This is a genomic window from Rhizorhabdus argentea (assembly GCF_037861105.1).
In the GTDB taxonomy this organism is placed as follows: Bacteria; Pseudomonadota; Alphaproteobacteria; order Sphingomonadales; family Sphingomonadaceae; genus Rhizorhabdus; species Rhizorhabdus argentea.
The window spans coordinates 1-13,824 of the sequence record NZ_JBANFK010000041.1; the positions used below are offsets into that span (position 1 = coordinate 1).

The 13,824-nt window shown below is 59.6% G+C and carries 9 protein-coding genes; 5 read left to right on the forward strand and 4 right to left on the reverse strand.

What is annotated here, in order from left to right; translation table 11 throughout:
* Window positions 1-703: 703 nt before the first annotated feature.
* From AAC645_RS19865 to AAC645_RS19875, 3 genes are all read left to right on the forward strand, one after another.
* Window positions 704-946, forward strand: a complete 243-nt coding sequence (locus AAC645_RS19865) for a hypothetical protein (RefSeq protein WP_340318316.1) — start codon at window positions 704-706, stop codon at window positions 944-946.
* A 907-nt stretch (window positions 947-1,853) separates the two neighbouring features.
* Window positions 1,854-1,994 carry a hypothetical protein gene (locus AAC645_RS19870; RefSeq protein ID WP_340318317.1) on the forward strand — a complete coding sequence of 47 codons (141 nt, stop codon included), beginning with the start codon at window positions 1,854-1,856 and terminating at the stop codon, window positions 1,992-1,994.
* Between the two features lie 57 nt (window positions 1,995-2,051).
* Window positions 2,052-3,059, forward strand: a complete 1,008-nt coding sequence (locus AAC645_RS19875) for a class 1 fructose-bisphosphatase (RefSeq protein WP_340318318.1) — start codon at window positions 2,052-2,054, stop codon at window positions 3,057-3,059.
* 1,043 nt (window positions 3,060-4,102) lie between these two features.
* Here AAC645_RS19875 and AAC645_RS19880 read toward each other — a convergent pair.
* A complete protein-coding gene (locus tag AAC645_RS19880; protein WP_340318319.1) occupies window positions 4,103-4,990 on the reverse strand; it encodes a PEPxxWA-CTERM sorting domain-containing protein in 888 nt (295 codons plus the stop codon).
* A 1,529-nt stretch (window positions 4,991-6,519) separates the two neighbouring features.
* Here AAC645_RS19880 and AAC645_RS19885 point away from each other — a divergent pair.
* Window positions 6,520-8,295, forward strand: coding sequence for an adenylate/guanylate cyclase domain-containing protein (locus tag AAC645_RS19885; RefSeq protein ID WP_340318320.1), 1,776 nt, complete (start codon window positions 6,520-6,522; stop codon window positions 8,293-8,295).
* 1,401 nt (window positions 8,296-9,696) lie between these two features.
* On the opposite strand, the gene AAC645_RS19890 is transcribed toward AAC645_RS19885, so the two are convergent.
* A complete protein-coding gene (locus AAC645_RS19890; RefSeq protein WP_340318321.1) occupies window positions 9,697-10,800 on the reverse strand; it encodes a calcium-binding protein in 1,104 nt (367 codons plus the stop codon).
* Window positions 10,801-11,245: 445 nt separating this feature from the next.
* Between AAC645_RS19890 and AAC645_RS19895 the strand changes: the two genes are divergently transcribed.
* Window positions 11,246-11,692 carry a hypothetical protein gene (locus tag AAC645_RS19895; protein ID WP_340318322.1) on the forward strand — a complete coding sequence of 149 codons (447 nt, stop codon included), beginning with the start codon at window positions 11,246-11,248 and terminating at the stop codon, window positions 11,690-11,692.
* 118 nt (window positions 11,693-11,810) lie between these two features.
* On the opposite strand, the gene AAC645_RS19900 is transcribed toward AAC645_RS19895, so the two are convergent.
* Together AAC645_RS19900 and AAC645_RS19905 are read right to left on the reverse strand one after the other, a co-directional pair.
* Window positions 11,811-12,545, reverse strand: coding sequence for a hypothetical protein (locus AAC645_RS19900; RefSeq protein WP_340318323.1), 735 nt, complete (start codon window positions 12,543-12,545; stop codon window positions 11,811-11,813).
* A 647-nt stretch (window positions 12,546-13,192) separates the two neighbouring features.
* Window positions 13,193-13,492 (reverse strand): hypothetical protein, encoded by a 300-nt coding sequence (locus AAC645_RS19905; RefSeq protein WP_340318324.1) that lies wholly within the window; start codon window positions 13,490-13,492, stop codon window positions 13,193-13,195.
* Between the last annotated feature and the right edge of the window lie 332 nt (window positions 13,493-13,824).

Here is a 13,824-nt window from a genome sequence, read left to right on the forward strand (position 1 = left end):
AAGAAGACATGAAGCGCATGGCCTCCAGAAGCGGCGGGTGGAACGATGTTGCGGCGCAGCGGGCTGTTGGCAAGCCCTGATTAGATCCGCAGCGGTTCAACTCGTTCGTTCTTCGCGGTTTCCGGAGGACGGTGCATCGCCAGAACCTCGCCGAAGGCGGTAACTAGGCCGTGATCATCTGATTTTCGGTTCGCCTGTTTTCTCTCGAGGATCTCCGGGATTTCGGTCCGTACTCCTCGATGATGGCAAAAGTCCGCACCCTCGCGATGGCCGCTGGCGCAACGCGCGGGGAAAGCTTTTCGGGCGCGATATTATTGCTTGACCCTCAGCGGAGCCGACAGATGGTCACAAATCGAGCGTCTGGCATTTTGCACGATACCGGAGGTAAAAACATGCTCGTGCGGTGGCCGGCAGCGCCCGGTATAGGCTGCGGGAAGCTACAGCGATCCGGTTTGCTCGTGCGGCCAGGTTGGGTGCAGAGGATTGCCCTTGCACCGTGCGCATTTTAGGTAATACCTTGTCCGCATGGCGACAACAGAAGAAGTATTACCTGAGGCTCAGGATCGGCTGGCGACGGGCAAAGATTCTGTTCTGGCCTTTCGATCTCCGCCGCAGCTGACGGCTGGGATCCAGGCCTTTGCGAACGGTGCCGGGATGCCGCCTCCAGAGGCTAATCGGCGAATGGTGGAGCAGGGCCGCTCGAATGAGCGGTGACGGCGTCGTAGAGCGGATGAGCCACACCCTTGCCGTTCAGGCTGGCACGCCGGCTGATTGGCAGCAGTTGGCCGGCCAAGCTCGTGAGATCATCGCTGCGATGCGTCAGCCGACGGCACAAATGACCAAGGCGGGCGCAAACATTCCGGTCGGCTGCTGCATGACGAATGCGAGCGATGCTGGTGAGATCTGGGATTACATGATCGCGGCTGCGCTGGCGGAGCAGGCTTGAACGTTTTTCAGTTTTATGATGCTGCCATGTGGCGGGTCGCGCTCAGTTTCGGCGGCGACAAAACGGCGCATCTATATGTGGGCATGGCCATATGGTTGGGCAGCGCTGTGCTATTCCGGCAACCACTTCGCGACGTGCGACCCCCTATCGTCCTGATCAGCCTGGAGGCCATTAACGAGGTTCTCGATCGAGCGGCGAAAGGCTCATGGCGCTGGCCCGACACGTCCGCTGATATCATCCACTCGCTGTTCTGGCCGCTGGTGATATTTGCGTGCCTGCGATCGTTTGCCTGGCTGAGGAAGTGAACTCCCACCAGAGCCGCTGGCCTGCTCATGCTCGGCGCGCTGGTAGTTGCGGTGATCAGCTAGGCGAACGGCCAAACTCGCCGAAACCGGCAGGCTTATCCGACTATGATCACGTCGATCCCCCCGACGGCGCCGCCATCCTGCTGGGGTGGACGAGGCGCTCTCAGCGCGGCTACGCTATAGACGAACCTCAGATACCGCACAGGGCGGTCGAGGTGTCGATGCCTTCCATGCGATCGTACGCCTCGCTGACCGCCTATTGCGTGACGGCAGCAAACGGCTCGCATGCCGTCAGCTTGATATCGACCGTTATGGTAACGCGTACGCAGCGCGTCGGCGGTCGATCGAATTAGGAGGACCACGCGGCGTTCACCGGACAGGTCAATCAACCCAGCCGTTGGATGTTCGCCATGGTCCTGCTTACAGTTGCGAAAATCGCATCGACAGACCGTTCGCTTTCCCTGCAGGCTATTAAAGCTGCTGGACTGTTCTCAAGACCGAGGCCATAATTCGCACCTTACTCGATCGCGCACCATCGTAAGCCTGCCGCTTGCGCCGCAGGTCTTTCCAGGCAGCGGTTGCCGTACCCCAGGATCTCTCCAGTGGTCATCGAGCTTGGCTTCGAAGTGGCAGCGTTGATGCGCAAGCTCGGCGTCGCGCAGGCTATCGGCATCGAGGGCTGGTCGGTACTAGAAGCACTCCGACGCTCGAATTCGCTAAACGTTCGGCCGGTTTACGGATAGGGCTCTCTCCACCAGTCTGGCTCCATATGCCGATCCCCTTCAATCTAAGGCGACCTGATGACGCGCACTACCTTGACCCGATTTTTGATCGAGCAACAGCGAGAGGCGGGCGTGCTCGCTCCGGAGCTGCGCCTCCTGATCGAAACGGTCGCACGCGCGTGCAAGACGATCAGCCATGCAGTGAGTAAGGGTGCACTTGGCGAAGTCCTGGGAAGCCTGGAGAGTGAGAATGTCCAGGGCGAAGTGCAGAAGAAGCTTGATGTAATCGCGAACGAAATACTCCTGGACGCCAATGAGTGGGGCGGACATCTGGCGGCGATGGCTTCCGAAGAAATGGACACGCTTCACCGCATCCCCAATCGCTATCCAAAGGGCGAATATTTGCTGCTGTTTGATCCGATCGATGGCTCCAGCAATATCGATGTTGATTTGTCGGTAGGGACAATCTTTTCCGTGCTCAGAGCGCCCGAAGCGTGCGCCGGTCGCGAAGTGATGGAAGACGATTTTCTTCAGCCGGGCCGCGCCCAGCTTGCGGCGGGATATGCCATCTATGGCCCGCAGACTTTGCTGGTGCTGAGCGTTGGCACCGGTGTCTACGAATTCACTTTGGATCGCGAAGTCGGCAGTTGGCTGATGACCGAGGCGAATATGCAGATGCCACAGGGCAAATGCGAGTTCGCCATCAATATGTCGAATAGACGCCAATGGTCCCCGGCCGTAACGCGCTTTATTGATGAGCGTGTGCTGGGCGCTCACGGCCCTTGTGGCCACGATTACAACATGCGCTGGACAGCTTCCATGGTGGCTGACGTGCACCGCATCCTGAAGCGCGGCGGCATCTTCATGTACCCTGCAGATAGCCGGTCGCCCGGAAAAGCGAAGCTGCGCCTTATGTATGAGGCAAATCCTATGAGTTTCCTGATCGAGCAGGCCGGTGGCGCGGCGATCGACGGCTTTGATCCCATTCTCGATGTGACACCAACCGGCCTCCACCAACGCGTAGGCGTAGTGCTCGGTGATCGCGCTGAAGTCGAATTGGTTGCTGGCTACGCGCGAGAAGCCTAGCACTGCTGCACATTGGCAGCGTGTGACGCGGATCTCACCCCGTGTCGCCGAGTACTTCGTTGCGAAAGCCTTCGGACCGGCTGTCACGGCCGCACCTATCCGGCAACGTACCGGCGACACGCTCCCGCCCGCCATCTAAATTCCTGCACAGGAAAACCGGCTGAAGCGAGCGCGTTAACCACTTGGAAAACCCTGCCGGCTATCTCGTCATTGTCCGCCCGCAAGGACTCGGTGAGGGCCGCGCTTGTAATGGGGATTCGAGCGCGGCCCGATCACGGCACCTAGCCGCCGCCGGGCGTTTCCACCCAAAGCCGACACCTGTCGACGTCACGAACTGCGCATCAGGGCGCATCGCGAAGCTGCCGATGATCACGGGGAAAGACATCGTATTGCCGTCTGCGCTTGGCACCGATCGATAGGTCTGCGCAGGAACGTCTGACGGTGTCCCCACGTTCCTTCCTTGGCCAGTCAGACCTTTTGGCTCGATCGACCGCTTAACCCTTCACGGGTGCCAGAGCTATGTCTGCACACTTCGGTCGACCGGTCCAACCGCGTCGGATCAGCTGAGAACTGCGAGAAGGGCAAGAGCGATGCGCAGACCGTTCGGGCTATTAAGGGGTTAAGATGCAATCAGGTCACTCGATCGCGGAACGTACCACGCGGAGGCGTGCGCCTCTCCACCCCAGCGAAGGGTGCCGGTGCCGCTCGAATGAAGACCGCGTGCCACCCTCCCACTGTAAGTCGAAGCGGGCGTCCGCAATGTTTGCAAGCCCCCCTTATTGCGCCACCGTCGTGAGATATGGTGGTCTCCTCAACGGAATGGCGGCGCTTTTTACAGGGTGTGCGGGGCAATAGTAGATCCTCCGTGACGCTGTATTCTATTTCCCCAGCCTTAACGAACTATGAGCAGTTGGACATAAAGCACGAGCAAAAAAGTGGTCTTGCACGTTCATCTAGCCGAGGCGCGCTCTGAACGATATCGCAGCGACCATGATCGAGGATCAGGACCTAACAAATGACTTCCGGAGCCAGCGGGAGCTGATTCAATCGAGCCGGGAGAAGGCGCTCTCACTTGGCTGTCGGAGCAGCCCCGGTCTGCGGGCGCGCATGATGAAGCCGATAATGCCAAAACCAATGAGCATGGTCATCCAAGTCGCGGGTTCAGGGGCAGCCGAAACCACGGGGCCGATCAGCGATACGTTGTCGAGGAGCGACATTGGCGGCTGTCCGGCTGGCGTGCCTGCGGCCATGAAGTAGAGTGTGTCGCTGGCCTGTGATGCTACGAAATCGAAAGTCGCAGTGTACCAACCGGTGAAACCTCCGCTCCCATTGGTCAATGTCTGCGTTACGGAATTCAGTCCTTCGTTGGCCAGACCGAAATCCCAAGCATGTGTGGTTACGGCGTTATAGCCCCGCACCTGCGCACCGGCGTAATCAAACGTCAGGGTATAGCTTTGCCCAATGATCAGACCACTTATCGTCTGAGTCAGTTGGCCAACGTGATACTGGCCATCGCCGGCAAAAAAATTGCCGCCCGTACCAGCTTGGCTGTTAGCGAAGCCATTGCCCGGCCCGGCTAACCAAATTGTGCCAAAGTCCGCGGGTGAACCGATGCTAGTGGCAGTCGTAGCGTTCATAATATAATTGTAGCTATTGGTGCCATGGGCATAGCCGACGTCCCAGGGATGCGAGGTCCAGCCGATGGCCTGGGTGGCATAGCCAATCTGACCCAGTCCCTTGCTCGTCTGTTCAAAGCCGCCATTGGTAACGAACTGAGTGAGATCGTAGGTGGCATATGCGGGGGTCGCGCCGACACCGGCAGCGGCAGCGACGCCGAGTAGGCCCAGCATGGCGGAAACTAAGCGCCCACGCGAGTTCGGAGGCCGTCGAAGGCGATCTGCTGAGTGCGACATCATTTCCCCCAGTTTCATCACACTTACTCCACCCCGGCATACCACACCCATCCATGGTGAAAGCAAGAACCGAGCCAATATCGTTTCGACATTGATTCGTGGCGTCATTCAACTAGCCTGTCAGAAAAACTTCCACAAATTGTAAATTCTGCCGACACTTTCATCGGCAGATATTCTCGTAGGCCCTCCATCTAGGCCGGCGAGCGGCACCGGTTTTTGCGAGATTACGCTCCACTTCGGCAATATCGCGCCTTGGGGAGGTTACGCCGCCACTTGATGGGCTGCGGGTCGAGGCCCCGCCGGGGCGCCGCGGGCAGTGGAAGTAGGATGACTTGGAAGCGGCCAAGTAGGCGCCGGCAACGGCAGCATCGTCGTCGACGCTCCGCATCGTTGCGTGATAGCGCCCATTCGACCCAAGACACCCCACAGAGTACATCTATCATCGCCAGCCCCCGCTTCGCTCGCCCATCTGACAGCTGTTGGGCGCCACAGCCTCAGCAAGCGCACCGGGACGCGTTCGGATCAATGCCGCCGTTTAACGCGCAGCGATCATTTTGCCGTTGCCCGGTCGTGAAGGCGGAGCGCCGATCGAGCACCCATATCGCCGGACGGCGTTTGCACTCGTCGCCTGGCCTGGGTTTCTCGTCACCGTATCACGACGGTGGAGGGCGAGGTAAGCCTTTGGCCGCATAGTCGGTCTTAAGCGGTGGGCTCTTTGGCGTTGGGTGCCCTGGCATTAGCGTCGTGAGCTCCCCCGAAGGGGCGGAGCTTTGTCGCAGCAATTGGGTTCATCGACCGGATACCCTGTCCCAACGTCCAGTACGGTGGCAGCGCCGCTATCTGCTGCGGCCATATAAGGCGGTCCTCTTGGCTTCATGCGGTCGATGCATCAGAGATGCCGGGCGTGCCGTCGGGGCAATGCGCTCGGGCGATCCCTGCCCTTCTGCGCGTGCTGACGACCGGGAAGGCGGCCCCATGTCGTCAGATCGATCCGGACCTTGATGGGCGAAACCTAGGGCCGCACTTTGAGCGCAGGGTTGACCTGTGCTGCACAAGATTGTGTGGACTACACGGTAAAGCATCACGGCTGGCTCGGTTGCTGAGCGGCCGATACTGCGTCGGAGCGATGATCAAATATGCGGTTGAACTCTACGGGCGGCTGCGCTGCTGACACTATACGCGCCGTATTCGGATTGAGCTGAAGGCGCTTTCCGCCAACTCGGTTGGGTTGGCGTAGGTATGTAGGTAAACGGCAGCTTCGTACCGTCGCAGACGGCCGGTGAACGGCCCGCATTAAGCCGCATCGATTGCGGGATTCAGCCTGATTTGCAATCCCTATGAACACCAGCGGCCGAAGTCTCACGCGAGGCCACTGTGTCGCTCAGGCGCGTCCAGAAGGCAGTCGAGTGGCCGCTTTGGGCGGTCTGAGCCACAGGTACTTCCCTCCGCCAGCTTTCAATGAGCAGATTTGCCGGCTGGGCTCTGCTTGCGCAACGAAGCGCCGTCGCCTAGCGTCACCTCGCGCAGCCGGCTCGAGGGAGAATGTAGTGGCGACGTGGGCTTTCAACGCCGATGAGCCCGTCCGCCGCCTAGGCCGGTTGACGATCACCAGAAAGATCGTGGGGCTGAGCGTGATCCTGCTGGCGATCATGCTCGTCGCGGCGATCTACGCTTTCATTCAGTCGGCAGCCGTCGCCCGCGAGGGCGCAGTGTTGGTCGAGGTGTTGGAGCCTCTGAAAAAGGAGATCAATTCAATCGGGCAGGCGACGGCCGAGGAGGAACTGGCGAGCGAACGCGCCATGCGATATGGCGGGCCACAGCTTCTCGACGAAACGCGCCATACTGAACAGCTGGGTCGCTTCGAAAAATATAATAAGGAGATCGATGCTCGTCTTGCCGCACTGACCGCCCATATCCGCAAATATGAAAATGCTGACGTCCCGAAGGCGGCGGCCGTTGCACTCGGGCGGCTTCAGCTGGAGACCGAGACGGTGCGGCGCGAACATGCTACGTATCGGGACGCGGTTCGGGCGTTCCTATCTCCCGGGCCGGCGGCGATAGGCGGGGTGGCCTTGCGCCAAACGACGGCACTGGAGACTGAAAAGCGCGTCCTGTTCGCGCTCGAGCGAATGACCAGCGAGGCCGAGGCCTTGGCTGCAGCGGATGAGGCGAGGCTGGATCAACTCGAGCAGCGCAGCTTCGTCGTCTCGCTCGAGAATCTCGGCCTCGCATTTTTCGCGTTTTTCGCTGGCTCGCTGATCTCCCTTATGCTGACGCGGCGCATGCTGATGCCGGTACGCAGCTTGATCGCAGGAGCGCAGGAGGTTGGACGCGGCAACCTTGAGGTAACCTTGCCCACAACCGCGCGCGACGAGATCGGTCTGCTCTCGAGCGCATTTTCCGCAATGGTGGAGGAGTTACGCAACAAGGCGGCGATGAAGGACACCTTTTCAAGCTACATGGATCCGCGGGTCGTAGATCGGCTGCTCGGCGCCGGCCGGACGGATCTCGAAGCGGGAGAAAAGCGTGAGATGACAGTGTTCTTCTCTGACTTGCAGAACTTCAGCGCGATCTCCGAGACGCTAACGCCGACGGCGCTGGTGCGGCTGATCAACCGCTACCTTACCCATGCCGCCGAGCCGATCGCCCTCCATCAGGGTGTCATCGATAAATATATTGGCGATGCGGTGATGGCCTATTGGGGCCCCCCCTTCAGCGCCGAGGAGCCTGCAGTGTCCGCCTGCCGCGCCGCGCTGGCCCAACGGCAGCAGCTGGCGCTCTTGCAGCAAGAACTGCCCGAAGTTCTTGGACTGCGGCGAGGCGCGCCGGTGATGGCGGCCCGGATCGGGCTCGCTACGGGGGATGTCGTTATTGGATCGATCGGTTCGCGCTCTTCAAAGAACTTCACGATAATGGGCGATACCGTCAACATCGCGTCGCGGCTGGAGGGAGCCAACAAGATCTATGGCACGCTCATCCTGGCCGACGAGGCAACCGTGCTGCAGGTGCGCCACCGCATCGAGACGCGCGAAATTGACCTGCTTGCCGCCGTCGGTAAGCTCGAGGCGGTGCGCGTGTTCGAATTGCTCGGCGAAATTGGCACGGTCGCTCCCGCCAAACTCGAACTGCGTGACGCTTTCGAGGCGGCTTTAAATGCATACCGTCTGAGCGACTGGGACAGGGCGGCGGCGGCGTTTGGAGAATGCTTGCGCATCATGCCCGGCGACGGCCCATCATCGACTTTCCTCGAGCGTGTCGAGGCTTTCCGCCACTTCTCCCCAGCCGAGGATTGGGGAGGCGTCTGGCAGAGCGTTACCAAATAAGCGATCCGGGCATGGATCGGCCGCCTATCTGGCCTGATGGCGGGCGAGGTGCTTATGGTGCCCGCTGGCGCGTCCGTCTGGTGACCACGAGCGAGGCGCAACAATCGTCAGACGGGTTTGCTCACCTTTTGTAGGACGGTAAGCCGGATGAATGGCAGCATTGAATCGTTTAGGGCAAGCTGCACTGTAAGGATTGGCGGCCGGCGCGAAGACCCCATCGAGGGACCTGAGTGAGTGGTAACGGCAATGTCTGTCGCGTGCTGTTCGCTAGTCCAGTCTAACCGCCGCGAAGGCGAAAGCAGAAGCTGGTCCTGCACCCTCTTACGACGTTGTAGCGGGAGCAGGAAGGCGTCTCCTCAGGGTAAGGAAACCCCGAGGAGGCGCGTCCGAGGGGTGGAAATTGCCAGTCCAATCCCCCGTATCCAGATCACCGGGGGTATCGATTGAACCGAACTGCTCCCCCAAGGAGCTGGCATCAAGTCGCTAGCAGCATCCCTGCGTAACATTCAATCATTTGTTCTCTCCGTAATGATCGTGTTGCAATGTTTTTTCCTCGTCAAACGGTGGGCCGTTGCTGCATGAGGGTTTCAGCAACGACCAGACTCGGGGAGTGACTAGGTGTCTGAGAAGGCCAGAGATATCGTGTTTTACACCGGAGCCGCGGCTTTGTTATTCAGCATGCTTTATTACACAATCGGCAAGTATAGCTGAGCGATGCCGCGTAGCGGTCAACCATATGCTTGAACCGCTGACGGCGACGATGGAAATGGGCCAAGTTGGATTTTCTGCGATATCCAGGTTGAGGTCGCAAACGAGTAGATCACCGTGTTTTGTCATTCGTCGACCAACGCAGCGTTCCAGTTCTATAGCAGTGCCTTCAGGCGGAGCGGCCAATGCGCTCCTGACGACGGTGGCCTGCCCTGCCCCATCATGCAACCGGATCAGCCAGCATGGCGCATGATCCGCCTCGCTTGTAGGAAGCGCTGCGCACCATTAGCGTCCGTTGCGGGCAGCATCGGGGGACTCATCATGCTCGGACTGGCAGCGCTTGCATCCAATTCTCGCAGGGTACGACGTAAGATGGTGATTTGGGGTGCTGTCACGCTAGTTGTCGGCTTGGCTTTCATAGAGGTTGCGGCGGATCGCTACAAAATAGCGAAGCTCAGGGGAGGACGTCGTAGAACCAAGCGCGACACCCACTTCGCTAGCCATAAAGCTGTTAATAATAGTTCGATACAGGAGTCGATAGAGACTGAGATCGAGCAACCTAGCCTTGCCTAGGACAATCTCGATCAAATATGTTGGACGTTGTCGGTTACCCGACTGGACATCGCCATCGACATTGTTGATTTGACCATTTTCGACGTGATCACGTCAGTTTCTCTATCAACTTCCATGCGTCTAGATGAAGTCGTAAACCGAAATCTCTGAAGCGCTGACGCCGGCTAACTCGATGGCAGAATCGACGGTCGCGCCGCCGCTGCTCGAATAGAAGATATAGGTATCCTCCCCCACCCCGAGCGCTGCAACCTCATTGCCGCCAGCATGCGCATCGAACATCTGCTGCGCGGCGGTGGCCGCGGAAAAGAAGGTCTGCGCCGTGCCGCTCACCAATGCCGTGGGCGTGAAGTCGAGCCCGATAACGTCTCGGCCATTGCCGAAGTCGACGATCAGGTCTGGGCCGTTGCTTATCGTCGACCCCAGCCCAGACACTACGAACAGGTCGCTGCCATTGCCACCGCGCAGCGTGTCGGTACCGAGATCGCCCGAGATAAGGTCATCGCCATCGCCGCCACTGATTGAGTCATCACCCTGGCCGCCGCGCAGCGTGTCGTGGTCGGCCCCACCGTAGATGATGTCGTCACCGCGATTGCCATTGATCGAGTCATTGCCGTCGCCGCCGACAATAACGTCATTACCTTGTCCGCCGACGATCCTGTCGGACCCGGTTCCACCATCGAGCGAGTCATCGCCAGCATTCCCTTGGATATAGTCGGAGCCGGAGCCGCCGTAGATGACATCGTTGCCGTCGGGGCCGCCATAAGGCGACTGGCCATAAATATGATCATTGCCGCTTCCGCCGGCCAGTGTGTCGCTGCCGTCGCCGCCATACAGGTCGTCATGGCCGGCAAAGCCCTGCATATAATCATCGAAATCGCTACCGTAGAAGCTGTCATTGCCCGCAAGCAGCGCCGCAAAACCGTCCTGGGCAGAAAGATCGAAGGCCCAATGCGCGAACTCGCCCACCGTGGCATCGATCTGAGTGATTTCAAAATTCGCCTGGCCGTCAAGGCTATTGGTGATGCCGGTGATGGTGCCGGTAAGCGGATCGCCGAAGGCGTCGTAACTGAGATCGAAACCCCGAAACTCGGTGGTGTAGCCATCGCCAGCATCGAGTGCGAAGCCGGTGGACGAGCGCGACAGATAGGTGCCGGAAGTCAGATCCTGGAGGTCCAACTCGTCCATGCGAAAGGCGTAATCGCCTGCGGAGACAACCTGAGCCATTTCAACTTCCTATAAAGAGACGCAACGCCAACTCGTTCGACCCTATTACAAGCGAGCAGATGAACTCGGGCTGACTTCGCATCGAAACCGGGCGGCCTTTCCCAGCGCGGCGTCACCTAGCCGGCCCCGCCACCTAAAGCCTGCTCGTTGCAGATGGATAAGCTTGTAGCCCTGTCCAACGGATATCGATGATCCCGGGCACGCGAATCATGCTGTGCGCTTCCGAAGAAGCGCGGGTAATCCAGCGTGCTCACAGACGCAGTCCACGGGTTTTCGGTCCGACTTCTCAACCCTCACTCGATCCCGAGAGTCCGCGCATGATGGTTCGGCCCCATCCGTTGCTTCCGGAACATATGAATATTCGCTGCCAAAGCCATTCAGTCGAGGGCCAAGCTACCTGACGTAGACGATGTGCAAGTAGCTCGACTCAGGAAAGGTATTGAGGATGTCACGCACGTTGCTCAGCATGGCCATCGGCGCCGCGGGCTTGGTGGCTGCGGTTTCGCCAGCAGTGGCAGTCGCGAACCATTATGACCGGGAGGGAGCCTATGGTGCCAACTATGGCAGCTACGGCGACTATGATCGCGACGATGAAGACTATGATCGCGGCGGCTACCGCGGATATGAACGGCGCGATTATGATGATGACCGCTATTATGCGCGGCAAGGTTATTACTATGATGACGGCGGCTATCGTCGTCCCCACCACCACCGTCATTCATCGCGTTGCGAGAGCGGCGGGACGACTGGCGCGATCCTTGGCGGTTTAGCCGGCGCGCTTTTCGGCCGAGGAATCGCAAGCCACCACGATAACGCGGTGGGTACGATCCTCGGCGGCGGTGCCGGCGCTATAGCGGGCGCGGCGATCGAGCGCAGTAACGCCAGATGCTGATATGGTTGGACGCGGGAACAGCTTCCCGCGTCTTCCGCCGCTAAACCCTATTGGATCGACGCCGGTCCCGGTAAGGTCGTGCCGCCGAGTTGGCCACGCTCGACTCAGCGGACGACAGTTAGAAATGCGCTTCGTAGCCAATGAGAAGCCGCGCCTGACCATCGGTGATGTCGCGAGCGGCACCGAACGCCCTCAGCCAGCCAGTCTCGATCTCGATTTCTCCAGGCCCGAGATGTTCTATCTCGAACTTGGCTTCTGGACCGATGAAATGCTCTTCGCGGTGCGCGAAACGTTCGGGCGTTCCCATGTCGCCGAAGGCTGCAAGCCCGAGCTTTAGCTCGTCGCCGAACACCGCCCAATCGACCGAAGCCGCATAAGCGAACTCGAGCTTCTCGCCATTGCGCAGCGGCTGCTCTGCTATCAGGTTGAGCCGACCATCGAAGGCACCCGCGCGGTGCTCGAACAGGGCCTTGGCCTCTATCGCATCGGGCTCGCCATGGAGGCCGTGCTTGAACTCGGCATATAGCGCTGTGTCGAGGTTCAGCGCTTTCACCTTACCGAGCGTGTAGACGCCTTCGATCGCAAGCGCCTCCACCTTGCGCGACACTCCCGGCTCGCGGCTCGACTCGATCAACCCCGCCAGGGAAAAGTTCGAGGTGAAAGCATGCTCCGCCTCGATCACGAGACCATCTTGCCCGTCGGCCGCTCCGTTGGTCAGCCGGCCATAGCGAGCCTCGAACTCGGTGGCTCCTTTTTCGACCGTTGCCCCGTAAATGGGATCTCCCACGCCCGGCGATGCCGTTGCAGCGGTTGAAACGCAGATCAACAAGGCGGCCATCCCGATATATCGCATGAAGTGTCCCCAATATAGATTAGCAGGGCACCTAATGCGACGCATTTGCATTAGCAAGCCGGTTTCGGGATGTAGCAACTTGAAGCGTTCCGGCGACGCGCTCAGGACTGAACGGGTTCACGATCTGCCTAAGGCGCGCCGGAAACGCGACCACCATTCGCGGTTGTCGGCGGCGCACCCGCGTCGCAGACGGGTATGGGGATACGAGCGGCTTCCGGTAATCGTGTCGAGGTCAAGGCTGAAGGTCCACGCTGTATGCTGGCGTGCGTAGCCCGGCTGGGTGTGGGTGCAGCTGCGCCGACAGTAAGTTGGCGCCAGGATAACGACCGTGTTCGATCCCATTGGTCGCCGAATTCAGAGCAACGATCAGCGAGGGCGCACCAGAAGCTATAAGATCACAAGCGTATAGCTGAGTCGATGATGTTCATGTCATTTCATTACCACGCCTCTGCGCGCCCACCGCTTCTCACCGACGGCTGGACTGCCGAGGGCTGAAAACACCGCTTACGCTAGTACTAGTAATAGTGGGCTCTCATTGGGGAAGGTGCTCGCTTGCTGACAATCAACCTGGCCCTCGGGCGCCGGTCACTGCAGCAAGACTTAATTTCACAATGAGCCCTCTGTCGGCGATCGGTTCTTATCCGATGTCAGGTGGCCGAAGGCGACGGAACATGGTCTACCGCGAGCTGGTTTTTGCGGTGGGATAACTCCAATGAGCCGAGGTTCACATGAAACATGCACAACTTTTGATCGGTATTGCAGGTCTGGCGATCAGCGGATCGACAGTCGCGCAGCAGTCCTCCCCTTCCCAGGAAGCACGGCGGAGGGCGCACGAGGAGCGAGTAAGCGGGATCCAGAGACATGAACAAGCCCATGCCGAGCGAGCGGCTGACATTGCGGCGCATCAAAAGGCTCACGAAGAGCGGGTCACCGACATTCAGGAACATCAGGTGCTACACGAACAACGGGTGGAAGCGCTGAAGAGGCACGAAGAGCTCCATCAGGCTCGGCTCGCCGCCAGGCAACGGCATGAGCAAGTTCATCAAAAGCGTTTGCAGCATCTACGAGAGCATCAAGTTCTTCATGACAGGCGTGTCGCGGCCCCGGGCGGGCATGAAGCAGGAGGATAATGCGCGGAAGTTGGTGGCGAACCCATCCGATTTGCCGACAGAGCGTTGCTCCCGCGGAGCGCCCGTCTCTCTGTATCCATCCGGCGGGTCCCGCCTTGCCTGGCAGGTGAGCGACCGCTCTTAAGTCCGCTCTCAGGAGCGCACGCAGG

Bases quoted from the DNA above. Each gene is read 5' to 3' on its own strand.
- AAC645_RS19865 (WP_340318316.1), top strand. From the start codon at position 704: ATGAGCGGTGACGGCGTCGTAGAGCGGATGAGCCACACCCTTGCCGTT.
- AAC645_RS19875 (WP_340318318.1), top strand. From the start codon at position 2,052: ATGACGCGCACTACCTTGACCCGATTTTTGATCGAGCAACAGCGAGAG.
- AAC645_RS19880 (WP_340318319.1), bottom strand. From the start codon at position 4,990: ATGAAACTGGGGGAAATGATGTCGCACTCAGCAGATCGCCTTCGACGG.
- AAC645_RS19890 (WP_340318321.1), bottom strand. From the start codon at position 10,800: ATGGCTCAGGTTGTCTCCGCAGGCGATTACGCCTTTCGCATGGACGAG.
- AAC645_RS19895 (WP_340318322.1), top strand. From the start codon at position 11,246: ATGTCACGCACGTTGCTCAGCATGGCCATCGGCGCCGCGGGCTTGGTG.
- AAC645_RS19900 (WP_340318323.1), bottom strand. From the start codon at position 12,545: ATGCGATATATCGGGATGGCCGCCTTGTTGATCTGCGTTTCAACCGCT.
- AAC645_RS19905 (WP_340318324.1), bottom strand. From the start codon at position 13,492: ATGTTCCTGAATGTCGGTGACCCGCTCTTCGTGAGCCTTTTGATGCGC.